This is a genomic window from Stagnihabitans sp. (assembly GCF_964946895.1).
The window spans coordinates 26,751-50,620 of sequence record NZ_CBBQHX010000029.1; the positions used below are offsets into that span (position 1 = coordinate 26,751).

23 protein-coding genes are annotated in these 23,870 nt (G+C 61.8%); 2 read left to right on the forward strand and 21 right to left on the reverse strand.

All coding sequences use genetic code 11. The features are described from left to right. From AC1Y2B_RS16760 to AC1Y2B_RS16855, 20 genes are all read right to left on the reverse strand, one after another. The gene (locus AC1Y2B_RS16760) at positions 1-417 is read right to left on the reverse strand and encodes a RidA family protein (protein ID WP_482254258.1); all 417 of its coding nucleotides are present in this window, start codon (positions 415-417) and stop codon (positions 1-3) included. A 118-nt stretch (positions 418-535) separates the two neighbouring features. Then, positions 536-1,024: a DUF2478 domain-containing protein gene (locus AC1Y2B_RS16765; RefSeq protein ID WP_482254259.1), complete on the reverse strand. Its 489-nt coding sequence runs from the start codon at positions 1,022-1,024 to the stop codon at positions 536-538. After that, complete coding sequence (gene dxs / locus AC1Y2B_RS16770; RefSeq protein ID WP_482254260.1) at positions 1,021-2,934, reverse strand: 1-deoxy-D-xylulose-5-phosphate synthase; 1,914 nt, start codon at positions 2,932-2,934, stop codon at positions 1,021-1,023. The genes AC1Y2B_RS16765 and dxs overlap by 4 nt, the downstream gene beginning before the upstream one ends. A gap of 7 nt (positions 2,935-2,941) precedes the next feature. Beyond that, a complete protein-coding gene (locus tag AC1Y2B_RS16775; RefSeq protein WP_482254261.1) occupies positions 2,942-3,808 on the reverse strand; it encodes a polyprenyl synthetase family protein in 867 nt (288 codons plus the stop codon). Next, on the reverse strand, positions 3,805-4,044 hold the full coding sequence (locus AC1Y2B_RS16780) for an exodeoxyribonuclease VII small subunit (protein WP_482254262.1): 240 nt from the start codon (positions 4,042-4,044) through the stop codon (positions 3,805-3,807). The genes AC1Y2B_RS16775 and AC1Y2B_RS16780 overlap by 4 nt, the downstream gene beginning before the upstream one ends. Then, a complete protein-coding gene (locus tag AC1Y2B_RS16785; RefSeq protein ID WP_482254263.1) occupies positions 4,041-4,964 on the reverse strand; it encodes a histone deacetylase family protein in 924 nt (307 codons plus the stop codon). Before AC1Y2B_RS16785 ends, AC1Y2B_RS16780 begins: the two co-directional genes overlap by 4 nt. 59 nt (positions 4,965-5,023) lie before the next feature. After that, positions 5,024-6,082: an alanine racemase gene (locus AC1Y2B_RS16790; RefSeq protein WP_482254264.1), complete on the reverse strand. Its 1,059-nt coding sequence runs from the start codon at positions 6,080-6,082 to the stop codon at positions 5,024-5,026. Positions 6,083-6,149: 67 nt separating this feature from the next. Further along, entirely contained in the window at positions 6,150-6,683 is a 534-nt protein-coding gene (locus tag AC1Y2B_RS16795) for a chemotaxis protein CheD (protein WP_482254265.1), read from the reverse strand. After that, a complete protein-coding gene (locus tag AC1Y2B_RS16800; protein WP_482254291.1) occupies positions 6,680-7,702 on the reverse strand; it encodes a chemotaxis protein CheB in 1,023 nt (340 codons plus the stop codon). Before AC1Y2B_RS16800 ends, AC1Y2B_RS16795 begins: the two co-directional genes overlap by 4 nt. 66 nt (positions 7,703-7,768) lie before the next feature. Then, on the reverse strand, positions 7,769-10,162 hold the full coding sequence (locus AC1Y2B_RS16805; protein ID WP_482254266.1) for a methyl-accepting chemotaxis protein: 2,394 nt from the start codon (positions 10,160-10,162) through the stop codon (positions 7,769-7,771). Positions 10,163-10,317: 155 nt separating this feature from the next. Next, positions 10,318-10,695 (reverse strand): hypothetical protein, encoded by a 378-nt coding sequence (locus tag AC1Y2B_RS16810; RefSeq protein WP_482254267.1) that lies wholly within the window; start codon positions 10,693-10,695, stop codon positions 10,318-10,320. A gap of 12 nt (positions 10,696-10,707) precedes the next feature. Beyond that, positions 10,708-11,094 (reverse strand): response regulator, encoded by a 387-nt coding sequence (locus AC1Y2B_RS16815; RefSeq protein WP_482254268.1) that lies wholly within the window; start codon positions 11,092-11,094, stop codon positions 10,708-10,710. Continuing rightward, positions 11,091-12,056, reverse strand: a complete 966-nt coding sequence (locus AC1Y2B_RS16820; protein ID WP_482254269.1) for a CheR family methyltransferase — start codon at positions 12,054-12,056, stop codon at positions 11,091-11,093. Before AC1Y2B_RS16820 ends, AC1Y2B_RS16815 begins: the two co-directional genes overlap by 4 nt. Then, positions 12,053-12,517 carry a chemotaxis protein CheW gene (locus AC1Y2B_RS16825; protein WP_482254270.1) on the reverse strand — a complete coding sequence of 155 codons (465 nt, stop codon included), beginning with the start codon at positions 12,515-12,517 and terminating at the stop codon, positions 12,053-12,055. Before AC1Y2B_RS16825 ends, AC1Y2B_RS16820 begins: the two co-directional genes overlap by 4 nt. Then, entirely contained in the window at positions 12,504-14,732 is a 2,229-nt protein-coding gene (locus AC1Y2B_RS16830; RefSeq protein ID WP_482254271.1) for a chemotaxis protein CheA, read from the reverse strand. The genes AC1Y2B_RS16825 and AC1Y2B_RS16830 overlap by 14 nt, the downstream gene beginning before the upstream one ends. Position 14,733: 1 nt before the next feature. Then, complete coding sequence (locus AC1Y2B_RS16835; protein WP_482254272.1) at positions 14,734-15,108, reverse strand: response regulator; 375 nt, start codon at positions 15,106-15,108, stop codon at positions 14,734-14,736. Next, positions 15,105-15,392 carry an STAS domain-containing protein gene (locus AC1Y2B_RS16840; protein ID WP_482254273.1) on the reverse strand — a complete coding sequence of 96 codons (288 nt, stop codon included), beginning with the start codon at positions 15,390-15,392 and terminating at the stop codon, positions 15,105-15,107. The genes AC1Y2B_RS16835 and AC1Y2B_RS16840 overlap by 4 nt, the downstream gene beginning before the upstream one ends. A gap of 180 nt (positions 15,393-15,572) precedes the next feature. Further along, complete coding sequence (locus AC1Y2B_RS16845; protein WP_482254274.1) at positions 15,573-18,674, reverse strand: alpha-mannosidase; 3,102 nt, start codon at positions 18,672-18,674, stop codon at positions 15,573-15,575. A 159-nt stretch (positions 18,675-18,833) separates the two neighbouring features. Then, entirely contained in the window at positions 18,834-19,535 is a 702-nt protein-coding gene (locus AC1Y2B_RS16850) for a response regulator (protein WP_482254275.1), read from the reverse strand. Next, positions 19,532-20,032 carry a MarR family winged helix-turn-helix transcriptional regulator gene (locus tag AC1Y2B_RS16855; RefSeq protein WP_482254276.1) on the reverse strand — a complete coding sequence of 167 codons (501 nt, stop codon included), beginning with the start codon at positions 20,030-20,032 and terminating at the stop codon, positions 19,532-19,534. The genes AC1Y2B_RS16850 and AC1Y2B_RS16855 overlap by 4 nt, the downstream gene beginning before the upstream one ends. Before the next feature lie 242 nt (positions 20,033-20,274). Here AC1Y2B_RS16855 and AC1Y2B_RS16860 point away from each other — a divergent pair, with 242 nt between their 5' ends. Next, on the forward strand, positions 20,275-21,141 hold the full coding sequence (locus AC1Y2B_RS16860) for a branched-chain amino acid aminotransferase (protein WP_482254277.1): 867 nt from the start codon (positions 20,275-20,277) through the stop codon (positions 21,139-21,141). Between the two features lie 133 nt (positions 21,142-21,274). Then, complete coding sequence (locus AC1Y2B_RS16865; RefSeq protein ID WP_482254278.1) at positions 21,275-23,284, forward strand: aldo/keto reductase; 2,010 nt, start codon at positions 21,275-21,277, stop codon at positions 23,282-23,284. On the opposite strand, the gene AC1Y2B_RS16870 is transcribed toward AC1Y2B_RS16865, so the two are convergent. Then, positions 23,281-23,856 carry a DUF1294 domain-containing protein gene (locus AC1Y2B_RS16870; protein ID WP_482254279.1) on the reverse strand — a complete coding sequence of 192 codons (576 nt, stop codon included), beginning with the start codon at positions 23,854-23,856 and terminating at the stop codon, positions 23,281-23,283. The genes AC1Y2B_RS16865 and AC1Y2B_RS16870 overlap by 4 nt on opposite strands. Between the last annotated feature and the right edge of the window lie 14 nt (positions 23,857-23,870).

Here is a 23,870-nt window from a genome sequence, read left to right on the forward strand (position 1 = left end):
TCAGTCCGGGATCACGGCGGTGGCGTCAATCTCCACCAGCCAATCCGGCCGGGCCAGGGCCACAACCGTCAGGCCTGTGCACACGGGATGCACGCCTTTGATGTATTCGCCCATCGTGCGGTAAACCGGCTCGCGGTGGCGCACGTCGGTCAAGTAGACCACCAGCTTGACCAGATGCTCCATCGTGCCACCGGCTTCCTCGATGATCTGCTTGATGTTCTGCATGACCTTGTGGGTCTGTTCGACCGGATCGTGGCTGCCAAGGTTCACCGCCGTGTCAAGATCCTGCGGACAAGCGCCGCGAAACCACACCGTTGTCCCACCCCGTGTCACGACAGCATGGGACAGGTCATTGTCCAGCTTCTGCTCGGGGTAGGTGTCTTTGGTGTTGAAGGGGCGGATGCGCTTGTGGATCATTTGGGTTCCCGAAGGTTGATGACGCCAAAAGCCCGGGCAAACCTCATCCCAGGCAAGACATCGATCGATCTTGCGGCAATCCTTGCTTAATGCCAAGAAAAGAAATTCTCAGCCCTGATTAGGCGTGGGTTATGATCCAATCGGCAATCGCCCGAGGGTCGCCCGGCAGGGGAGCGGCCATTTCTCCGGCAAAAGCCAGAAGATCCGGCAGGTTCAGCCCGTTGACTCCAATCAAGACGGGAATCCCGGTGTCCAGCGCCTGAACGATCAGCGGCACATAGCCGCGGCCCAAGGCCTCCAACTTGCCGAACTTGTTGACGATCAAGGCTTGGGCGCCTTCGGTGCGCTGGGCAACCTCAACCACCGCCTCTTCCAGTGCGCCGCCGTCCAGCCTGCATCCCCGGGCTTGGCGCCCAAGGTTCTGGTTGATCCGGATCACAGGGCCCTTCGGCAAGACCTGCAACTGCATGTCACAGGCCGGATCTTCGGTCTCCAGCGCAAACGTCCCTGACAGCCGCAGACCTGCTGCCTGCAGCAACCGCACCGCCGCAGTCAGGCAGGCATCGGTCTGCCCCTTGCCCTGCAAACTGACGTAGCGGATGTTCAAGCCCGCTTCCCAACCACGGCGACACCCAGCGTTTCCAGCACTTTGGCTTCGATCTGCGGCGCCTCCATCCCGGCAACGCGGTACATCGCCTCAGGCGAGGCTTGGTCGATGAACGTGTCGGGCAAGACCATGCTGCGAAATTTCAGGCCCTTGTCGAAGATGCCCTCCTCGGCCAGCAGATGCGCCACATGGGATGCGAAACCGCCGATGGCGCCCTCTTCAATGGTGATCAGGGCTTCGTGCGTGCGGGCAAGTTCAAGGATCAGGTCGCGGTCCAGTGGTTTGGCAAACCGGGCATCGGCCACCGTGGGCGGCAGACCACGAACGGTGAGGCTTTCGGCCGCTTTCAGCACTTCGGACAGGTGGGTGCCGAAAGACAGAAGCGCAACCCTTGCACCCTTACGCAGAATGCGGCCCTTGCCGATTTCAAGCGGCACACCTTTGGCCGGCATCTCGACGCCAACACCTTCGCCACGGGGGTAGCGGAAGGCGATGGGGCCGTCGTTGTGGGCGGCGGCGGTGGCGACCATGTGGACCAGTTCGGCTTCATCGGCGGCGGCCATGACCACGAAACCGGGAAGGTTTGCCAGAAAGGCCGTATCGAAGGCGCCCGCATGCGTGGCGCCGTCCGCCCCAACCAAGCCAGCCCGGTCGATGGCAAAGCGGACCGGCAGGCGCTGGATGGCAACGTCATGCACAACCTGATCATAGCCGCGCTGCAGGAAAGTCGAATAGATCGCGCAGAAGGGCTTCATTCCCCCCGCTGCCAGCCCGGCAGAGAAGGTGACGGCGTGCTGTTCGGCAATGCCCACATCGAACATCCGCTTGGGGAAGCGCGCGCCGAACAGGTCCAGACCGGTGCCATCAGGCATCGCGGCGGTAATGGCGACAATTTTGCTGTCCGTCTCCGCCTCGCGGATCAGCGCTTCTGCGAAGACCTTGGTGTAAGAGGGCGCGTTGGAGGGGGCCTTCTTCTGCTCTCCGGTCACCACATCGAATTTGCCACGGGCGTGGCCCTTGTCGGCGGACAGTTCGGCAGGAGCGTAGCCTTTGCCCTTCTTGGTGATGACATGGATCAGCGTCGGTCCGGTGGCGCGGGCCTTCACGGTGCGCAAGACGGGCAGAAGCTGGTCAAGGTCATGGCCATCAATCGGGCCGATATAGGAAAAGCCCAGTTCTTCGAAGAGGGTGCCGCCGACGGTCATGCCCTTCAGCATCTCTTTCGCGCGGCGGGCCCCTTCCTGAAAAGGCTCTGGCAGCAGGCTGACCATGCCCTTCGCCGCTTGCTTGATCTCTTGAAACGGCGCGCCAGAGTAAAGGCGCGACAAATAGGACGACAGCGCGCCAACCGGCGGGGCGATCGACATCTCGTTGTCGTTCAGGATGACGAACAAGCGCTTCTTCAGGTGGCCGGCGTTGTTCAGCGCCTCAAACGCCATGCCAGCAGACATGGAGCCGTCGCCGATCACAGCAATTGCATCGCCCGGGTCGCCGCCAAGGTCTGCCGCCAAGGCGAACCCCAAAGCCGCCGAAATGGAGGTGGAGGAATGCGCGGCCCCAAATGGGTCATAGGGCGACTCGCTGCGTTTGGTAAATCCGGACAGGCCGCCTTCCGTGCGCAGTGTGCGGATGCGGTCGCGGCGCCCGGTCAGGATCTTGTGCGGATAGCATTGGTGGCCGACATCCCAGATCAGCTTGTCGCGCGGCGTGTCGAACACCGCATGCAGCGCCACGGTCAGTTCCACCACACCAAGGCCCGCGCCAAGGTGACCACCCGTGACCGACACCGACGAAATCGTCTCGGCCCGCAGTTCGTTGGCCAAAAGGTGCAGTTCCCGATCCGTCAGGGATTTCAGATCAGCCGGAACGCTGACACGGTCAAGGGTCGGGGTGATGGGGCGGTCAGCCATACTATCCTCAGCTTTCGCGCGCGATCACGAAGCGCGCCGCCGCGATTAAGGTCGCGGCCTTGTCGCCATAGGGGGAAAGATGCGCCTCGGCTTCCTCAATCAGGGATTTAGCCCGCGCCTCGGCACCTTCCAGCCCAAGCAAGGAGACGAAGGTGGCCTTTCCCGCCTCGGCATCCTTGCCCAAGCGTTTACCAGCTTTCGCCGGATCGCCGGCCACATCCAGAATGTCATCGGCGATCTGGAAGGCCAGACCCAGAGCCCGCGCATAGGCGTCCAGCGGCTTGGGGTCTGCCCCCGCGATGATCGCCCCGGCTTGCGCCGAGAAGCGGATCAACGCACCGGTCTTCCCGGCTTGCAGATGCGTGATCTGGTCCAGGGTCAGGGGCAAAGGCGCAATTTCGGCAGCCATGTCCAGCGCTTGCCCCAACACCATCCCTGCGGCACCCGAGGCTTTCGCCAGCCCCTGAACCAGACCCATCCGCACCTCGGCAGAGCCCAAAGCCGGATCGCAGAGCAGTTCAAAGGCCAGCGTTTGCAGGGCATCCCCGGCCAGAACAGCGGTCGCCTCGTTCCATTTCCGGTGAACGGTGGGCTGGCCTCGGCGCAAGTCGTCATCGTCCATGCAGGGCAGGTCGTCATGGATCAAGGAATAGGCATGCAACGCCTCGATCGCGGCGGCCGCACTCAGCGCGCGGTCGCCGACGCCATGCAGACGGGCGCTTTCCAGCACCAGAAACCCGCGCAGGCGTTTGCCGCCGTTCAAGGCGTAGCGCATGGCATGGATGACTGGCTCATCCGCCTTGTCGGCAAGCGCTGCCGTCAACCGTGCCTGAATGGTCAGGGCGTCGGTGGCAAGAATGTCAGGAAAGCTCACAGCCCCTCCACCGCCGTGGTGCCTGTGGCCTTGCCTTCGGCGGCGCGGATCAGTTCAACCTTTTCCTCGGCATCCTTCAGCTTGTTCGCGCAATGTGACTTCAGCGCCGCCCCACGTTCGTAAAGCTTGATGGATTGCTCCAACGCCACATCGCCACGCTCCAACTGGGTGACGACTTTTTCCAGTTCGGCCATGGCCTCTTCAAAGGTAAGTTCCGCAACAGTTTTCTCTGTCAAAGGCCACGCTCCTGCAAGACACCCACATGTGCCGCGACCGAGGCCGTCAGCGCGTCAAGATCATATCCCCCTTCCAGACAGGATACCACCCGGCCCTTGGCGTGACGATCGGCCAGATCGCAGAGACGATGAGTCAACCAGGCGAAATCCGCCTCGTGCCAGTTCAATTGGGCGAGCGGATCATCAGCATGGGCATCAAAGCCAGCCGAAATCAGGATCAGTTCGGGTTTCCACGCCTCCAACGCCGGGAAAACTTCGGCCTCATAGGCCGCGCGCATCACTTTGCCGTCCGAGTTCGGGGCGAGGGGCAGGTTGAGGATCTGGCCGTGCGCCCCTGTCTCGCTGCGTTCGCCCGTACCGGGCCAAAGCGGCATTTGCTGGCTTGTGATGAACAGCGCACGCGGTTCGTTCCACAACAGATCTTGTGTGCCATTGCCGTGATGGACATCGAAATCCACAACTGCGACGCGGGTCAGACCGTGGTGATCCAACGCGCGCTTGGCTGCAATGGCGACGGTGCCGAACAGGCAGAATCCCATCGGCGTTGCGGTTTCAGCGTGGTGGCCGGGCGGGCGCGCCAGAACGAAGGCATTTCTTGCCTCACCCGCCAACACGGCATCCACCGCCGCACAGGCGCCGCCGACCGCACGCAAGGCTGCCTCGAAAGAACCCGGTGACATCCAGGTGTCCGGGTCAAGCTGCGCAGTGCCGGACTGCGGTTCGGCGCGGCGGATCCTGTCGATATAGGCCAGCGGGTGGCAGCGCAGCAGGTCATCCTCCGCTGCCATGGTCGAGTCCCGTCGCGTCAGGGTCAGGCCGGCAAGACCCTTCTCGACCGCGGTCACACGCTCGATCCGTTCAGGATGGCCGGGCGGCGTGCGGTGGCGGCTTGCGGTCGCGTGGGCGTAAAGCAGTGTCATGACATCTCCCCTTTGGGGCGATCAAAGGGGATTATGCGGGCCATGGCAATATGGATGCCTCAGGCGACGCATCCTCGGGCGGCCACATCTGCCGCGCGGACCACCACGCCGGCACGGTGGAAGATCACCTGATCCGTCAGGTTGCTGACCGGACAGGCATGGTTCGGGATGATCTGAACCTTCTCGCCGATGTTCGGCCGAGTGGGGCTGTCGCGCAGGTCAAGATGGCCATGCTCTTCGCTCAACCCCGTGATGTGGGCATGGGGGTACGCGGGCAACATGCCATAGCCCTGCAGCCCCAGCAGGTCCGAGGTCAAGCTTTTGGACCCGGCATCCAGAATGGCACGGTCAGCGGTTGGACGGCTGACAACCGTGCTCAACACGGTCAGCGCGCAATCCGAGACGGAACAGGCGCCACGGCTGACCAGCGACCTATCATTGTAGATGTAGGTCCCGGCACGATACTCGGTGATGCAGGGGGCCAGGCCGGCTTTTGCAAGCGTTGGGGTCCCACCGCTGGAGATCACCTCACAGGGTCCGACGTCCGGCAGACACAGGTCGCGGGCGGCGGTCAGGAACGCTTCGACCCGCATTTCGTCATCCGGCTTGGGGTAGGTCATCAGACCGCCAAACCGCAAGGCTTTGGCATCGGCGATCACGCGCGCCAGATCGCGGGCAGCTTCTGGGCTTTGGACGCCACAGCGCCCCATGCCGGTGTCACACTCGACCAGAACGCGCAGCGGCGTTGCAAGGCCTGCCATCCCGGTCGAAAGCGCGGCCACCACCTCAGCGTTGTCGGCCACTACGGCAAGTTGCCCTCGTTCGGCCAAGACCCGGGCGCGCGCGATCTTTTCGGCGGACAGCAGATTGTAGCACAGAAGGATGTCGCCAAAATCCTCAGCCGCGAAAACTTCGGTTTCCGAGATCTTCTGACAGGCAATTCCAATCGCACCGGCCTGCAGTTGCAACCGGGCCAGAAAGGGGATCTTGTGGGTCTTGATATGCGGTCGGAACCCTTTGCCCAAACCGTCAAACAGGCGCTGAGCGCGCGCGATGTTGGCCTCGACCACATCAAGATCGACAAGAACCGCTGGCGTTTCCACTTCCTCGATCCGCATGACTCTCTCCGCAGGGGCTATTCCGCCAACGTTGCAAGTGGCGTCGCCGGAAGCAAGCCTTCAGGGACTAAAACATGACGACGGAACCAGGTTGAGGCTGCGGGCGGGGTGGCGGCACCTCGTTCAACTCGACCTCATCGTTCTGGACGAACAGCAGCTTGGCCTGACCGGTGGTGGGACGGAAGATGACACGTCTGGCCAAGGTCCCACCCACGCTTTCCGAGGCACTGGGGATCCCTTCGTTGTTCAGGAAGCTGTGTGCAAAGGCGGCGTTTTGTCGCCCGATGTCGGTCAGCGTGGACGACATGCGCGCACCCCCGAACAGCTTTGCCTGCAGCCGTGGCTTAGCTGCGCCGGATTTCAACAACTCATTGATGAGCTTTTCCATCGCGTTGACGCCAAAGCGGATATGACCGGATTCGGTTCCGCGTCCGGCCGGCAGCAGGAAATGATTCATCCCGCCAATCGCGGCAACCGGATCAAACAGGCACACCGAAATGCATGAACCCAGAACCGTCGACATCGTCACTTCCGGGTGCGCAGAGACGTAATACGTTCCTTGCACGACGTAGACCAACTTTGCTTCAGTAATGACCGTCAAGATGCCACCCGTCCTTCTTCTGAACTTTGCGCACAGGCCCGCAAGATGGCCCCGGCGATCTCACCCAACGGCAACTGCTGTCGCACGGCACCAATCTCCCAAGCGGCGCGGGGCATACCGTAGACGACGCTGGAACTTTCATCTTGGCCGAGTGTCACCGCACCGGCGTTTCGCAAGGCCAACAGCCCGTCCGCCCCGTCCCGGCCCATGCCGGTCAAGAGCGCGGCCACCACATTGGCGGCTGCCGGAACCGCAGAACGGAACAAGGCGTCCACCGATGGCAGGTGCCCCGAAACAAGCGCTCCGGGTTCGACGGCAATCCGGTAAGGCTTGTTTGACTTGAGCCGCATATGGCCGGGGCACCCGGCGGCGACACAGACATGCCCGGGCCTCAGCTCCATCCCGTCCTGAGCGGCTTCAACTGTCAGGGCACAGCGGCGGTCCAGAAGGCGGATCAGGCTGTCGCTGAACCCTTGCCCCGTGTGTTGCACCACGGCAATCGGCGGGCAATTCGCGGGCATTGCGGATAGCACCGCCAGTAAAGCATCGACCCCACCGGTTGACGCGCCCAGCAGGATCACTTTGCCTGGCCTTATCGGGGCAGAGGCACGGATTGGCTGCGTTACCGGCGATGGACGCGGTTGTTGCGTTTGACGCATCGCCGCCAAAATCTGGGCGCGGATGGTTTCGGGGGTCTGTGCCGTGTCAAGCGCGGGAAAGTCCCCGGCCGGCTCTGCGGTTGGCTTCACCGATGGCGCCGGCCCGTGCAATCCATGATGAACCACGGGTATCCAACGGGCTTGTAGAGCCCGAAACAGGGATCGCATCAGGCTGAACTCTGGCAGAAGCGTGAGTTCGCGTGACACCAGAACAACATCCGGTTCCAAGGCTTCGGCTGCAGTGTACGTCGCGGGCAAGTCGGAGGCCTGGCTGATGACCTGAAATCCGGGTGCCCCGTCGAGGGCTTTGACCAGCTTCATCCGCATCGCGGGATTTCCGCCAGCCACAATGACCGTCATGTCGGGCACAGTATTCACCTCATGAAATGGGGAGGGCTTGTCGAAGCCCGGCTTGTGTCACCTGCGTTAGAAATCTTGCCACTTTCCTTTCGCAGAGGCGACCTGAGAACGGGCTGCGACGCCATCCTGCGCTCCCTCGCCCTTTGATGCGACCTTGGCTTCCGTGAGCGGGCCGGCCTTCAGCTCCGTAGCGCGACTGGGCCGCTGTTTCGCGGCAAGGTGAATGACCGAAGGGGCGGCACCGGGCTTGGCCGCGATTGATAGGTTGCGCAACTGGAATTGAGCGACCAATTCGGTCAAGCCCGCGGCTTCCTGGCTCATCGACTGGCTGGCAGCGGTTGATTCTTCAACCATCGCGGCATTCTGTTGTGTCACTTGATCCAATTGGGAAACGCCGAGATTGATTTCTGCCAAACCCGTGGATTGTTCCGAAGCTGCAGAGGCTATGTTCGACACCAAATTCGAAATATGCCCGACCCGGTTGACGATATTGGCAAGAGCGTCGCCAGCCCGCCCAACCTGTTCGACCCCACGTCCGACGTGTTGTGTCGAGGCGCTGATCAGCGATTTGATCTCTTTGGCTGCGGCGGAAGATCTCTGTGCAAGCGCGCGCACTTCCGATGCCACAACGGCAAAGCCCTTGCCAGCATCCCCGGCGCGAGCAGCCTCGACCCCGGCATTCAGCGCCAGCAGGTTGGTCTGGAAGGCAATATCGTCAATCACACCGATGATCTGCGAAATCTGATCCGAGGAACGTTCGATCTCTGTCATCGCGCTGACGGCCCCTTGAACCACCTTGCCGCTTTCCTCAGCCTCGTTGCGGGCCGACCTCACGATGCTTTCGACCTCTTTCGCTCCTTCCGCTGCAGATCGGATCGATGCCGTGAGTTCGTCCAGTGCGGCTGCGGTTTGTTCCAGGGTTGCCGCCTGTGTCTCGGTCCGGGTCGAGAGATCTTCGGAAGACTGGCTGATTTCCCGCGCGCGCGACCGGATGCTTTCGGAGGTCTCTACCACCATCGAAATCGTCTCGGACAGGCGTTCAACAGTCTGATTGAAGTCCTGGCGAAGGGATTCGTGGTTCCCGAATTCGGCAGTGATGGTTTGGGTCAGATTGCCGGAGGACAGTTCGCGCAAACCGACACTCAGCGATTCGACGATGCGCCGCTGCGCCTCGGCCTGCTGGTGGCGTTCTCTTTCGAGACCCGCTGCGAGGCCCAGCTTCTCTCGCAGGGCGTCGAGTGATTTTGCGATATCGCCAACCTCGTCATTGCGGTCGGCGTCTTCGATCGTTGCGGTCAGATCTCCTTCTGCAATGGTCCGAATTGCGCCGGAAACCCGTACGATCGGTTTGATCAGCCCGCGTGCAATCACAACGCCCAGCAGCGCCGCGATGGCCGAGGCGACCAATGTGCCGATCACCAGAAGTTTCACGGACTGCCCAACCTCGGCATAGGCTTCGCGGTCGTCAATCTCGACGACGGCGTTCCAGTCAAGTCCGGGAATGTCGAGGTGGGTCAATAGCGCTGTGCCGATAGATCCGTCGCTGAGTTTCACGTGATCGTGAATTGCGAATTCCTTTTCGTTGGGTACGCCAAGCCCGGCCAGGCCCGGCAGGGCGTCCAGAATGTGGAAACCTGGCTGAAAGCGGGAGGCTGTTCGGGCCAGCCCATCCGAGCCGAGGATCAGCATTTCTCCGGTTTCGCCAAGATTGCTGTTGGAATCAATCGCGGCGTTCAAGAGCCCATCCGCCATCTGAATGGCCATGACCCCGATGACGGCACCCTTGTCATCAAGAATGGCCCGGGCCGCAAATGCTGCGGGGGCGCCTGCCGAAGGGCCATAAGGCGAAAAATCTGAAAAGTGAACGCCGCCAGTGCCATCTGCTTTCGCCTGATTGAAGGCTTGCGCCAAGGGCCCATCCTTTTCGGTTCCCGTCGTCAGATTGCTGGCGAAATCGGTTTCCTTCATGACGGTGTAGATCACGTTGCCATCCAGATCGATCAGGAAGAAGTCGTAGTAGCCGTGCAGCTCTGTCCAGCGACGGAACGCGGGGTGATATTCAGCGTGTTGCTGGTTGTAGGTATTGTCGGCATCGGGACGGTCAAAATCCTTGCGATGCCCCAAGGGTTTCGGGTTGTTTGTGATATACGCTGCAACAAGCGTGCCCGACGGATCGACCGCGTTCGACTTCCATCCCATTGAGAGGCGCCGGTAGCCGGCCAGAACCGTGGGACTGCTGGACATGTCCAGGATGTCGCGCGTCAGTTCCGAATAGAAGTTTTCGGCGGCACCCTTGCCCTCTTTGCCAAGGCTGGTGACCTTGGCCTCCAGATTGCCACGGGCGAGATCCGAGATTTGAATGTAGCCGATACAGCCGACCATGATGGCCACGATCAGGCCGATGCCCACCACAATAGCCGGCAGCTTGGCTTTCAGGGGAATGGATCCGAATTTCAACATGATGTCCCTCTAGGTTCGATCCTTCGGCCGGATCGATGCCACAGTCCTCGCGGGCATCGTAACGGTCGGGCACTTAAGGCCGGTTTAACGAGCTTGGATTCCGGCGTAATCTTGGCCCCACGCTGCCCGCCAGGTATCTGTCCAGAAATGCGCGGTCAAAAAAGCAATGGCTCGGAGCGTGTCTCACTGTCCTTGGGCAAGTGGTATCCGTGCAGTCGTTGACGCAGATCGGCCAAGCGCAACCGGGTCATGGCTGCCTCTGGCGACAGGGATCCGCGGGCGTGTTTTTTTGCCTCCTCTGCCAGGTCTTCCAACCAGAACGACAGATCTTCCAGGGTTTGGCTCAGCAGGTCGATCTTTTGCAGCGAGATCACATTGGCTCGGAAGCTCGCCGATGAGACGGCGCCGTCCCCGCTGTGGGGCGCCTTGGCCAGAAGCGGCGCAATGCTGTCTTCGATCTGCAGCAGCAGATGCGCGCTGTCGGCCAAAATAGCGGCCGTCCGCTCCAGAAGGGGTGGCAAGGTTTCCTTCATCTTTCGCCCCAATTACAGCGGACCGACGACGCGCTCGATCGAGGCTTTCATCGTGGCTGTGGTGAAGGGCTTGCGGATCAGGTTGTTCAGACCCAACTCCTGTCCGATTCTGAGCAATTCCGGAGTGGGCTGGCCCGTGATAAGAATGAAGCCGATGCGGGCTGTCGTCTTGGTGTTGCGCAATGCGTGTAGCAATTCCAAACCGTTCATGCCGGGCATGTTCATGTCGCAAAGAACCAGATGCACGGGAGACGCAACCAGTTTTCCCAGCGCGGCCTTTCCATCGTTTTCGGTCTGATATTTCGTGATGCCAAGCTCCTCCAGCGACTGGGTAATCAGCGCCCGACTGACGGACATGTCATCAATAACCATGATGCGAATTGTGTCGCGCAGGCTCATTTATCATGTCCTTCCAGTCGGTTGGGAGAGGTCGAATAGGTCGCGGGCGACGCGTGGTGGGATCCGGTCGTCCTGATGGCTGCGCCAGCCGCAAATCGTTGATAGGCCGTGACACCCACTGTCCGAAACATCTGCTCGGCGGTGCCCGCGACGCGCTCTGAATGGCCGATGCACAGAAACCCATCCGGCGAAATCAGGTCGCCAAAGCGTGCCCAAAGGCGGGCCTGCGTTGGTTTGTCGAAATAAATTGCGACGTTGCGACAAAAGATCACCTGAAAGGGCCCCGAAATCGGCCAATTCTCAATCAGGTTCAGGCGGCCGAAGGTGATCAGTTGACGTGCGGCTGCGGCAATCGTGAAACCACCGCCCTGCGTCGGTTCGATGTATTTGCGCATCGTCTCGGGAATGGCTTTGCGCTCTTCCTCGGGGTAACGCCCGGCCTCGGCCCTCGCGAGGATCTCGGCATCGACATCGGTTGCAAGGATTCTGAGGTTCAGTTTTGCAGCCTCAGGACACAAGTTCAGCACTGTGAAGGCAATCGAATAGGGCTCTTGCCCAGCGGAACATCCTGCGGACCAGATCCGGACACGCCCCCCTTCCCGCGCACTCTTGATCAATGATGGCAGGGCCACATCGCGCAAAAGCTTGAAATGATGATCTTCCCGGAAGAAGTGCGTCACATTGGTGGTCAGCGCCGACAACATCGCCGATCGCTCGACTTCGCCGTCAGGGCCGGCCAGAAGGCTGCAGTAGTCACGGAACGTGTCGAGACCGAGACTACGCAGACGTTTGAGCAAGCGCGAGTAGACAAGGTCGCGTTTGGCCGAGGTCAGGTGCAGCCCGAAATCACGCATGGCGAGGTCGGCTATGGCCTGGAAATCTGCGTCGGTAAAAGGGATCCGATCGCGCGCGCCGCCAACATCCCGCCCCGGTGGTTCGTCAGAAGAAAGCGCCGTTCTCATGCCACTGCCCGGTTGGATGGGTGCAAGACCGCGCCGAGATCGATCACGCGAGTCATCCCGTTTTCGATTGGGATGACGCCGGTGATGCTTTGCCGGGCCATCTCCGATCGGATGTCGGGCGTTTCCTGAATCTGTTCGCGTGAAACGGACAGAATCTCAGAAACCGCCGCGACCAGTAGGCCGACAGTTTGACCGCCATGCATGGCCACAACGATCACATTGCGCGGGTTCTCGGGGGTCTGACCCAAACCGAAGCGGGCTGCGAGATCGTAAATCGGGATGACGGAGCCGCGCAGGTTCATGACGCCCAACACTTCATGCGGCGCGTGGGGCAGTGCGGTTACAGGGCTCCATCGCCGGATTTCCCGGACTTGGGTGATTTCGATGCTGAAACTCTGCTCGCCCGCCGAAAAGGTGACAAATTCAACTTCGGATTTAGTCGTGTCTTCAGACATTTGCATAGGCGGTCCTTCCCGCGTTCGAGAGGATGTTGGGCATGGGGTAGTTTGATGCGACCCGGCCCCCGGCGATGGCATCGGGGTCGAGGATCAGGGCAATCCGTCCGTCACCAAGAACTGTGGCCGCGGAAACGCCAGGAACGGAGCCGAAATTGCTTTCCAGACTTTTGATGACGACCTGCCTTTGATCCTGAACGGAATCGACCACCAATGCGCATTCGCCGAGGTTTTCAGACTCCACGAGCAAAAGAAGCGGCGCGTTGAGGGTCCCCGGCGACGGGAACCCCAGACTGCGGGCAACGTCAACAACGGGAATCATGCGGCCCCGGATCGACAAGAGCGTTTCGTCGGTGCCGATTCGGTGCAGATCTGAGGGCAAGGGCCTTATGGTTTCGATGATCGAGGTGATTGGCACGACAAGTGTTTGGCCGCCCACGGTCACAACCATCCCGTCCATCACGGCCAGGGTCAGCGGCAGCATGATGGTGAATTCTGTGCCATGGCCCGGGGTTGTCGCGATCGATATGCGGCCTCCCAGGGCCTGGACGGCTGTCCGCACCACATCCAGTCCGACGCCCCGCCCAGAGAGGTTCGAGATCGTGGCAGCCGTCGAGAAGCCGGCCATGAAAAGCAACTGATCAATCTCGGCGTCGCTCAATTCGGCTTCCGGGGCGATCAGACCCTTGTGTTTGGCAATCTCCAGGATCTTCGGCCGGTTCAGACCCGCGCCGTCATCCTTGACGGTGATGATGACGCTGCCGGATCGGTGCGACGCCGAAAGTCGGATCGTGCCCATCGGCGGTTTGCCTGCCGCCGCCCGCGCTTCCCGACTTTCCAGCCCATGGTCTACGGCATTGCGGATCATATGGGTCAAGGGATCGGCCAAACGTTCGACGACAGTCTTGTCGACTTCGGTGCCTTCGCCCGAAGTCACCAGTTCCGCCAGTTTTCCGGTGGCATCTGCCGCCTCGCGCACGATGCGCGACATGCGTTGGAACAGCGATTTCACCGGCTGGGCGCGGATGGCCATGACGCCTTCCTGAATGTCGCGCGCCAGCAGGCGATAATCCTCGATATGCATGACAAGATCGTCGTCGCGGGTCGTCGTCATGTCCTGCAATCGCTGGGCGATCATCGCCTGATTGATGATCAGTTCCCCCACCGCGTTGATCAGCCTGTCGACACGATCCAGGTCGACCCGCAAAGTCGCCTTGGGAGCCTTCGCGTCAGACCCCTCTTCGCTGCGTTCGGTTCTCGTCTTTGTGGCCGTTGCCGGAACAAGGCTAACCGCCGCTTGCGTGGAAGGCACGGTTGACTGCACCAGCGGCAGGGCCCCCTCGGCGATCGGTCCGGAGTGCACGGCATTCGCGACAGTCTTGGCCTCCAAGTCCTTGGTTGCGTTGGGCGAGGCAATGTTTGTGGTTGATGGAGGACCCATCAGGGGTTTGATGGTCAGATCGCACAGGCCATGGACAAATTCGAACACCTCTTGAACCGAAATTTCGCTTTCATCGGTCCGCAGTTCCACGACCCAACTCAGCTGCGGATCGGCTGGATTGAAGTCGGACCAGGATGCCAGCCGTGACAGATCAATATTCGAAGTCATCTGCCCTAGATCGCCAAGGGCTGCGAAGAGCAAAGCGGGTTCATGGCCATTGGTGAACAGCGCCGCATGGGGACGAAACTCGATCCGGAAGCCGATTTGGACCTGATCCTTGTCTGGAAGCACCGGTGGCGCAACCTGATCCGACGTGCCCGTGTCGAGGTCGATCGGACCGATGTCCAGGGTCACGGCGTTGAATTCGAAGTTGTCCCAAGCATCGACAGCTTCGATTTCGCCCTCACCCAGACAGGCCTGCAATGCGGTCAGGAAGCCCTCAGTCACCTCTTTGGGGATGGTGCGGCTGCTGCGGGCGGCGTCGACCAGATCGGCGAGGCAGTCGGCAGACCGCATCAGCGTGTGCATGATCTGCGGCGTCAGGGTCAGGGTTTCGGACCGGACGGCATCCATCACGGTCTCAAACGAATGGGCGAAGTTGACCAGATCGGTCAGCTTGAAGGCCCCCGCCCCGCCTTTGATCGAATGAACCGCGCGGAAGACCGAATTGACAGTCTCCTTGTCAAACTCCGCCCCCTGCATCGACTCCAGCCCTTCGGCCAGCGATTCGAGAAGCTCTTCCGTCTCTTCGAAGAACGTGTCGAGGATCGGATTGCTCATTTTAAGCCACCATGCCCGTCACACGGCGGATGACAGAGACCAGCGAGACATCGTCGAATGGCTTGACGATCCAGCCAGTCGCTCCGGCGTCACGGGCGCGGGCTTTCAGCTTGTCACCGCTTTCGGTGGTCAGCACCAGGATCGGCACCTGATTGTCGATGTCACCGTGGCGGATCGCGTCGATCACGCCGTAGCCATCCATGTTGGGCATGTTGATATCGGTGATCACGACATCGGGCCGCACCTCGGCATAGCGCTCCACGCCTTCGATGCCGTCACAAGCCGATTCGAAGTCAAACCCTGCTTCCTCCATGACCGAGCGCAGAAGTTCGCGGATTGTCTTGGAATCGTCGATGGCAAGCACTTTCAGCGTCATTTCAATCCACTCCAGCCAGTTTTTTCAGCGGTCAGCCCCAGACGGATGAAGTCCTGCACCAGTCGGGGCGGCAGGTCGGACACATCAAAGCCCAGATCGCGGGTCTTCCAGGCGCGCGAGGCGGTCAACAGCACCTGCAGCACCCGTGAATCCGGTCGCTTCTGGTGCCGCATCGAGACGCGAACCGGGGCCGCCGTGTTGGCGTTCAGGAAGGACATCAGCGGGTCGGACGGCGCGATGCTCAGCCGGTCCTGCGGTTCAAAAAGTTTCCAGTCATGCGCCATGGGCATCTCTCAGATAAAATCCGCGATTGTTGCATGCGATCGGAGCCCGTCCGTTTCGGGCTTCCCTTGGGATATCGCCGCAGGCTTAAGATTTGGTTTCCCGCAAATGGACTGCGCCCCGTACAGCCTGTCAGGGCTGCCGGGGCGCGGTGTAAACTGGTTAAAAGGCGAAGCGTCGTGTCAGGCGCGGGTCAGTTTCAGGCTTGAAATCTGGAACGGACCAAGGATGTCCGGGGATTCGCCAGGCTCTTCCAACAGGTTCAGGCCACCGGCCTGTTGCCAACCCGAGGGCAGGCGAATCTGTCCCGGGGCCCGTCCGCCCGCGGGTTCATAGACCCTGAGCACAAGCCCATCCCCGGCCTCGGTTGGCTTCAGCGTTGACAGTGCCAGCGCGCCGTCCACCGCGACGGCCTGCCAGACGCCTTCGGTCACCATCGCTGACTTTGCAAACAGCGGCTGGTTCAAGTCCTGCGCCTCGGCCAAGACCCCTCCGTCCAGCCAGTCGCCTGAGAACGGCAGCAGCGCATAAGTGAACGCCTGATACCCCTCATCGGCCAGAAGGTCCGGGAAAACCGGAGACCGCAGCAAGCTGATCCCCAGTTCGTTGCCTTGGGCATGGTGTCCATACTTGCCATCGTTCAGCAGCGCCACGCCGAAGCCGCGTTCCGTCAGAAGGGCAAAGCGATGCGCTGCCACCTCAAACTTGGCCTCGTCGCGCGCGGTGTTGCGGTGTGTAGGCCGCGAGATCACGCCGCAGGCACATTCGAAGAGCGCATTTTCGGCCTTCACGGCCAAGGGGAAGCGGGTCTTAAGCAGCACGCGGCGGTCATGCCATTCCAGTTCGGTGTGGAACTCCAGCCGCGGCGAGTTGGACCACAGGCGGACATGCTGTACGATCTTGCTGGCACCAAAACCGCGCGTGATCCGGATGGCGGCGCGGTGCGGCCCGGTTTCAGCCACCTCGATGTGCGCAGCCAGCAACTCCTGACCTGAGGCTGCATAGTCCTCCTCGATATCCCAAGCGTCAAAGAAGCGTGGCTTGTCGACGTAGGCCCAGATCTGATTGCCGCGCCCTGCCAGACACTCCCGACCCGAGCGTTTGTCGATCACGCTGGACAGGGTGCCATCCGCCGCCAGGGTCACCTTGACAAAGGCATTCTCCAGCCCGGAATCCGACACCACCAATGGCGCCGGAGCCGAAAGGCTCGCCCGCGCTGTCACAGACAGTCCGGCCACCACCTCCGGTGCGCTGAAGACATGACCACCCACCACCGCCTGCCCGCCCGGCAAGGGGTCTGCCGACACCAACCGCAAGGGACGCGGCGTGATATCTGGGTTCACCACGACCACCCCTGCCTCAGTCCCGGCCACGCCCTTCGCCAGAACATCCAGTGCCGAAGTCTGCCGCAGTTTGCCCTTTGCGATAACCTGCGCCAGTTCCGCCTCCGCCACCTCATAGACTTCGCGGATCGAGGAGCCGGGCAGGATATCGTGGAATTCGTTGCGCAGCAGGACTTGCCAATCGGTCTCCAACGAGCCGGGGATCGCGCCCCCTTTCAGCGCCACCATAGAGCCCAGGATCTCTGCCCCAACCAAGGCCTGCTCCGCCTTTCGGTGCAGGAACTTGGTGCGGCCTTGGGTGGTCAGCGTGCCCCGATGGTATTCCAGATAGATTTCACCGACCCATTTCGGCAGCGGGCCCCTGATGCGAGAGGGAATCGAACGGAACCAGTCGGTGACGTTGACATGGGCCTGACGCGGTATCAGCGGAAAGTCCTCCAACTGCCGCGCCCGCAGAATATGCTCTTCGGTCGGGCCGCCGCCGCCGTCGCCGTGGCCGTAGCACAGCAGCGATTCCCCAAGCAGCGCCTTGTCCTGCACATTCGCCCAGGTGCCCAAGGCTGCCCTGGGCCCCAGTTCGGCGTTATAGCCATTGGCCGGGTTCTCGAAGGTGTGCATCGTCACCTCCGACCCATCCAGACCCTGCCAGATAAACAGGTCATGCGGCAGCTTGTGAAGTTCCGACCAGTTGCTCTTGATGGTAAACACGGCCCCCATCCCGGCACCTTTCAGCAACTGCGGAATGACCGGAGAGAAGCCAAAGGTATCGGGCAGCCAGCAGACGGTGGAGCGCTTGTCCTTTCCAAACTGCTTGTCGAAATACCGGATGCCGTACAGCAATTGCCGGATCAGCGACTCCCCGCAGGGCATGCTGGTGTCCGGCTCCACCCACATGCCGCCCAAAGGCTCCCACTGTCCTTTGGCGACCTTCTCGGTGATCGCCTCCAGCAGCGCCGGGTCATCCTTGCCCACGAAGTCATACAGCTGCGCGGTGGAGTGGTTGAAGCGGAACTCCGGGTACTGCTCCATCAACTGATTGACGGTGTGGAACGTCCGCACGCCCTTGCGCCGCGTTTCCACCATCGGCCACAGCCAGGCAAGGTCGATATGCGCATGTCCGGTCAGGGCCATCGCCCCCTCTTTCGGGAAGCGGCTCTGCAAAGCCCGCAACCCCGCACGCAAATGGTCCCGGGCGACACGAACCGAGGCGCGAGCCGCCTCCGGCAAAGGCTCCGCCGCTCCCGCAAAGGCTGGCAGCTTCCAGATCGACAGGGTCTCGGCGGTGGTCGAAATCCGCTTCAGATAGGCCTGTGTCTCGGTCGGCCAGTCCAGCATGTGAAATGCCGCCTCCGCCAGATCCATCACGGGTGCACAAACGGCATGCGGGTCGTTGTGATCTGGATGCGGGCGGCGTGGGAACCATTCCGGGACCGGCCAGCCCTCGACCTCGTGGCCGCCCAAGACGCGCACCATCTCCACCACCTGCCGCAGCATCAGGATCAGGTCTGCCAGATCCTGCTCAACCCAGACCAGTTCCGTCCGACCGAGAGCGGCTTCCCGGTTCGGCACGCCCTGCTCCAGCCGCGCCACGCAATCTGCCTCGATCCGAAAGCGCCGTTCAGGTATCCGGAAATCCTGATGCGGCGGGTTCAATCCGAAGGAATTCACCTTGTCCCCGATCAGCCGCACCAATCCCTCGCCGCCCAGCCACAGATGCAGCTTCACGTCTTGCAAGGGCCAATGCGCCGGCACCTCTACCGCCTCATGCGCAAAGGCCAGCGGAGCCCCCTCGTCCTGCCATGGCGTCCCCTTGGAAATCGCCGCCCCCTGCAGCGTCCAGCGGTCCAGCACCACCACCTCCCGGGCCAGCCATTGCTGCAGTTCGTCGAGCCGCTTGTTCATCCGGCGCAGACGCATTTCCAGGTTCAGATAGCTTGGCATTATGTCCTCGGGGCTTGCGGTTCCGCGCCAGACAATGCTGCGCAGACAGCCTCAAGTCCAGCGTGCCGTGGGCCCAGGCCTTGCCATCCTCGCCGTGCGAATATCCCGCAGCAGGTCATGAGGCTGTGAAACCCTCCGGTGCGAGATCGGCGTGCGCCGTCAATCGGGCTGCAGCATATACCCTTCGCCGCGCACGGTTTGCAGATAGCGCGGCTGGCGCGGGTCATCTTCGATCTTGCGGCGCAGGCGGGTGATCTGCACGTCGACGGCGCGTTCCTGCCCAACGCCTGGCTCACGCGGCAGATCACCCGTCAGACGTTCGCGCGGCACGGCCACGCCGGGCGCTGCCGCGAAAATCCGCATCAGTTGCGCTTCGGTGGCGGTCAGGCGGATCAAATCGCTGCCGCGCCACAGTTCTCCCCGATCCAGATCATAGCGGACGGCACCCAGCTGCAAGTGCTTTGGCGCGACCTCGACCGGCCGGCTTTGCGGGATACGGCGCAGGATGGCGTTGATGCGCAGCAAAAGTTCCTTGGGTTCGAAGGGCTTGACCAGATAGTCATCCGCCCCCGCTTCCAGGCCTTCGATCCGGTTGGAGGCTTCACCGCGGGCGGTCAGCAACAGAACCGGCACCGCCAGACGCCTGCGCAGGTTGCGGGTAAAGCTGATGCCATCTTCACCGGGCATCATCACGTCCAGCACCAGAAGGTCGAATTCCAGCCCGGCCATCAGGCGGCGGGCCTGATCAGCGTTGCGGGCGGTGGTGACCAGAAAACCACTGCGGATCAGGAATTTCTGCAACAGGCCCCGGATACGCTCGTCATCATCGACCACCAGCAGGTGCGCCTGATTTTCCGTCATGGCGTATCCTCGCGCAGGCCAAGGTATTGCCGGCGCATCTCGGGGTCCATCATGGCTTCCAGAACCGTGCGGAAGCCCTGCACCGCCTGCGGTCCTGCCGCGCGGTACGCCGCTCGCATACGGGCCCGTTGCGCGTCCGACAACGCGCGCTCCAGCGTCTGACCCTTTTCGGTCAGGTGCAGGCGGCGTTCGCGCTTGTCGGTCTTGCCCACCCGCGCCTCAACCAGCCCGTCATCGAAAAGGGTCCGCAGCACGCGGTTGAGGCTTTGTTTGGTCACGCCCAAAAGGGTCAGCAGGTTCGAGACCGTCATCCCCGGCGAGCGGTTGATGAAATGGATCGCCCGATGATGGGCGCGGCCATAGTCCATCCCCTCCAGAATCCGGTCCGGATCGGCCGTGAATCCGCGGTAGGCGAAGAACATCGCCTCGATGCCTTTGCGCAACTGTTCATCCGTCAGGAAAAGCAGGCCTTCGCTGCCCGAAGCATTTTCTGCCATGGCGTCCTCCCTGCCCTGAATTTACGTCAGCCCTGTTGCCGTTCCAAGCTGCAAATTCAGCAAGCGTCGCCGCACCGCTGTGCGGGTTCCCAGACAGCGGCACGTAGTGCCCGTTGGTTGCGCAAACTACGTCAGCCTTGTTGACATTCTCGGACACAAGCGGTATCCCGGCGTCGATTTCGCGCAACATTATGTCCGAAGTGGACCTAACAGGCGCAACATTCGCAAAGCGGGAGGCCATGATGGCAGGATATGACGATCGCGACGGTTTCATCTGGATGGACGGCAAGCTGGTGGAGTGGCGCGATGCCAAGGTCCACATCCTGACGCACGCGCTGCACTATGCTTCGGCGGTGTTCGAGGGCGAGCGTTGCTACAACGGCAAGATCTTCAAATCGACCGAGCATTCCGAGCGGCTTTTGCTGTCGGGCCAACTGCTTGATATGCCAATCCCTTACACCGCCGCAGAGATCGACGCCGCAAAGGCCGCGACGCTGGCCGCCAATGGCCTGACCGACGCCTATGTCCGCGCCATCGCCTTCCGGGGGGCTGGCGAAGAGATGGGCGTTGCGGCTTCGGCCAACCCGGTACGGCTGGCCATCGCCTGCTGGACCTGGGGCGCCTACTATGGCGACGCCAAGATGAAGGGCGCCAAGCTGGACATCTCCAAGTGGAAACGGCCCTCGCCAGAAACGATTCCCTCGGCCGCCAAGGCGTCGGGCCTGTACATGATCTGCACCATGTCCAAGCACGCCGCGATGGCCAAGGGCTGCTCGGATGCGATGATGTACGACTACCGCGGCTATGTGGCCGAGGCGACCGGGGCGAACATCTTCTTCGTTAAGAACGGCGAAGTGCATACCCCCAAGGCCGACGCCTTCCTGAACGGCATCACCCGGCAGACCGTGATCGGCATGCTGAAAGACATGCAGATCGTCGTGCATGAACGCCACATTCTGCCCGAGGAACTTTCCAGCTTCGAACAATGCTGGCTGACCGGCACCGCCGCCGAAGTGACCCCGGTGGGCCAAATCGGCGACCATATGTTTGAGGTCGGTGACCTGACCAAGCGCGTCGCAATGGAATACGAGCGCCTCGTCCGGGCGTAACGGGCTCACGTAGGGTGGGGTTACAACCCCACCCTACCTACGGCCGCCGCAGTGCGGCTAAATTTTAGTAAAAATTTCGCTTTCGGATCAGGCTCTCTCGCTGCTACCAATGCCGCAACTGAGGGAGGAACTCATGACCATTCGTTGGGGGATCATCGGCCCGGGTGCCATTGCGCACAACTATGCCGACGGCTTGGCTCAATCGACATCGGGCAAACTGGTGGCCATCGCGGGCCGCGATGCGGCGCGGCGCGATGCCTTTGGCGACGCTTATGCCATTCCGGCGGACAAGCGCCATGCCTCCTATGCCGCAATTCTGGCGGATGCGGATGTTGACGCGATCTACATCTCCACCCCGCACCCGTGGCACGCAGAACTCTCCATCGCAGCCCTGCGCGCTGGCAAGCATGTGCTTTGCGAAAAGCCCGCGGGCATGAACTCGGCCGAGGTCATCGCCGTGACAGAAGTGGCAGCTCAGGAAGGCCGCTTTTTCATGGAAGCCTTCATGTACCGCTGCCATCCCCAAATCGCCCGCGTGCTGGAGATCATCGCCTCGGGGGAAATCGGCACGCCGCAGCACATCCGCACCCAATTCGGCTTCAACGCGCCCTACAAGCCCGGCTCTCGGCTGTACGAAATGGCCTTGGGCGGCGGCGGGATTTTGGATGTCGGCGGTTATCCGGCCTCTCTGGCCCGACTGATCGCGGGGGCGGCCATTGGGGCGCCGTTTGCCAATCCGACTTCGGTGAAGGCCGTGGGCACCTTGGCGGAAACTGGCGTCGATGCGGTGGCGCATGGGCTCTTGGCCTTCGCTTCGGGCTTCACCGCGGAAATCGCGGTTGCGGTGGCGCGCAACATGGACAACAGGGCGATCATCACGGGGCCCAACGGCCAGATCGTGATTGACGACCCTTGGGTCCCTGGCCGCAACGCTGGCCCCTCAGACGCCACCATCCACATCACCGTCGGCAAGGACACCCGCACCGAGGTTTTGCGCGACCCCCGCATGCTGTTTGCGTTCGAGGCGGAATATGTCTCGAAAACCATCGCCTCCGGTGCGCTGCAAGCCTCTGGCCCCGCTCCGAGCCATGCCGACTCTATTGGCAACAACGAAACCTTGGACAAATGGCGGGCTGAGATCGGTTACAAGACCTTCGCCGAAACGCCCGCCACCAACCGCACTCTGCCCGGCGTTCTTCCGAAAGGCCTGCCGCAGGTGCCAAAGGTCAAGCTTGCAGGCGTGGCACTTCCCGTCTCCAAGCTGATCATCGGCTGTGACAACCGCAACACCGTGGCTGAGGGCGCGATTGTCTGGGACGCTTGGGTGGAAGCCGGCGGCAACGCGTTCGACACCGGCTTCGTCTATGGCGGTGGCCAGCATGAGCGTGTGCTGGGCGAGTGGATTGCGGCCCGCGGTATCGCCAAGGAAGTCGTGGTGATCGCCAAGGGCGCCCACACCCCCTATTGCACCCCGCGCGCCATTGGCACGCAACTGGACATCAGCCTTGAACGCCTCGGCCTGTCCTCGGTTCCGATCTATATCATGCACCGCGACAACCCCGCCGTTCCGGTGGCCGAATTCGTCGATGCCCTGAACGCGCTGAGATCCGCCGGCAAGATTGGGATCTTCGGTGGGTCCAACTGGTCCCCTACCCGCCTGGCCGAGGCGAACGCCTACGCCGCCAAAACCGGTCAAGAGCCGTTCCGCATCCTCAACAACAACCTGTCGCTGGCGATTATGGAAAAGCCGGTCTGGGCCGGCTGCATCACCTCCAACACGCCGGAAACCCTCACCTTCCTCCGCAAGGGCGGCGCGGCGCATCTGTCATGGTCGTCACAAGCCCGTGGCTATTTCCTGCCAGAGGCGCTGCGCAACCGTCTGCCCGCAGATACTGCGCCGGAAACCTGCTTTGGCAGCACGGCCAATGCCGAGCGTCGCAAGCGTGCTGAAACTCTGGCCGCGGAAAAGGGTTTGTCGGCGCACAACATCGCTACGGCTTGGGTTCTCAGCCAAAGCTTCCAGTCGCTGGCCCTGATCGGTCCGCGCTCTCCGGGTGAGATCGTCTCGACTCTGCCAGGCGCAGCACTGACCCTGACAGAGGCCGAAGTGCTTTGGCTCAATCTGGAACGGGACGCCCGCTAACGCGAGTGCCAGGCTTCTTTCTTGGAGCTTGGCCCGATCCGCTTGGGCAGGTCAGGATTGTCTGTCACCGAGGTCCCCTTGGTGGCGGTCGCGTTTGCGGTCATCTTGGTGGCCGCCTTTGCTGCAAGTGGTTTTGCAACGGCAGCGTCTGAAACCGCTGGCGTGGCCGGATCGGTTTGCGCGGTGGCGGGAGGGGTCTGCTCGGCTGGGCCAGAGGTTTGGGCCGCCATCATCTGCTGACCTTTGGCTGCCAAACCGGCCCAATCCACATCCTGTGCGGCCATCATGGCGACCAAGGCCAGCACCGGCAGGATCGACAGGTTCAGGAAGGTGCGAAATGACCGCTCGCGCAACTGGCTTTGGAAGCACAGCTGACCCAGTTGCGCCCCAAGCCACCCGCCCATCGTCGACAGCAGCAGAAGCGGGCCCTCTGGCATGGCTCCCTGATCCGCCAAGGCGCGGCGATGGTCGAGGAAGAAGGCCAGAAAGGCCAGAAGATTGACGACGACCAGCCAGCCGACAAGGCTGGTCAGCAGAAGGTTCGGCGTTCCGGGGTTCAGAATCTGTGCCATCATGTGATCTTGCC

Coding starts and splice junctions, on each gene's coding strand:
- AC1Y2B_RS16825 (WP_482254270.1), bottom strand. CDS start 12,517: ATGCAAATGTCTGAAGACACGACTAAATCCGAAGTTGAATTTGTCACC.
- AC1Y2B_RS16850 (WP_482254275.1), bottom strand. CDS start 19,535: ATGACGGAAAATCAGGCGCACCTGCTGGTGGTCGATGATGACGAGCGT.
- AC1Y2B_RS16810 (WP_482254267.1), bottom strand. CDS start 10,695: ATGAAGGAAACCTTGCCACCCCTTCTGGAGCGGACGGCCGCTATTTTG.
- AC1Y2B_RS16830 (WP_482254271.1), bottom strand. CDS start 14,732: ATGAGCAATCCGATCCTCGACACGTTCTTCGAAGAGACGGAAGAGCTT.
- AC1Y2B_RS16800 (WP_482254291.1), bottom strand. CDS start 7,702: ATGACGGTCATTGTGGCTGGCGGAAATCCCGCGATGCGGATGAAGCTG.
- dxs (WP_482254260.1), bottom strand. CDS start 2,934: ATGGCTGACCGCCCCATCACCCCGACCCTTGACCGTGTCAGCGTTCCG.
- AC1Y2B_RS16870 (WP_482254279.1), bottom strand. CDS start 23,856: ATGGCACAGATTCTGAACCCCGGAACGCCGAACCTTCTGCTGACCAGC.
- AC1Y2B_RS16860 (WP_482254277.1), top strand. CDS start 20,275: ATGGCAGGATATGACGATCGCGACGGTTTCATCTGGATGGACGGCAAG.
- AC1Y2B_RS16790 (WP_482254264.1), bottom strand. CDS start 6,082: ATGCGGATCGAGGAAGTGGAAACGCCAGCGGTTCTTGTCGATCTTGAT.
- AC1Y2B_RS16865 (WP_482254278.1), top strand. CDS start 21,275: ATGACCATTCGTTGGGGGATCATCGGCCCGGGTGCCATTGCGCACAAC.
- AC1Y2B_RS16840 (WP_482254273.1), bottom strand. CDS start 15,392: ATGGCGCATGACTGGAAACTTTTTGAACCGCAGGACCGGCTGAGCATC.
- AC1Y2B_RS16805 (WP_482254266.1), bottom strand. CDS start 10,162: ATGTTGAAATTCGGATCCATTCCCCTGAAAGCCAAGCTGCCGGCTATT.
- AC1Y2B_RS16760 (WP_482254258.1), bottom strand. CDS start 417: ATGATCCACAAGCGCATCCGCCCCTTCAACACCAAAGACACCTACCCC.
- AC1Y2B_RS16845 (WP_482254274.1), bottom strand. CDS start 18,674: ATGCCAAGCTATCTGAACCTGGAAATGCGTCTGCGCCGGATGAACAAG.
- AC1Y2B_RS16815 (WP_482254268.1), bottom strand. CDS start 11,094: ATGAGCCTGCGCGACACAATTCGCATCATGGTTATTGATGACATGTCC.
- AC1Y2B_RS16820 (WP_482254269.1), bottom strand. CDS start 12,056: ATGAGAACGGCGCTTTCTTCTGACGAACCACCGGGGCGGGATGTTGGC.
- AC1Y2B_RS16855 (WP_482254276.1), bottom strand. CDS start 20,032: ATGGCAGAAAATGCTTCGGGCAGCGAAGGCCTGCTTTTCCTGACGGAT.
- AC1Y2B_RS16835 (WP_482254272.1), bottom strand. CDS start 15,108: ATGACGCTGAAAGTGCTTGCCATCGACGATTCCAAGACAATCCGCGAA.
- AC1Y2B_RS16785 (WP_482254263.1), bottom strand. CDS start 4,964: ATGACACTGCTTTACGCCCACGCGACCGCAAGCCGCCACCGCACGCCG.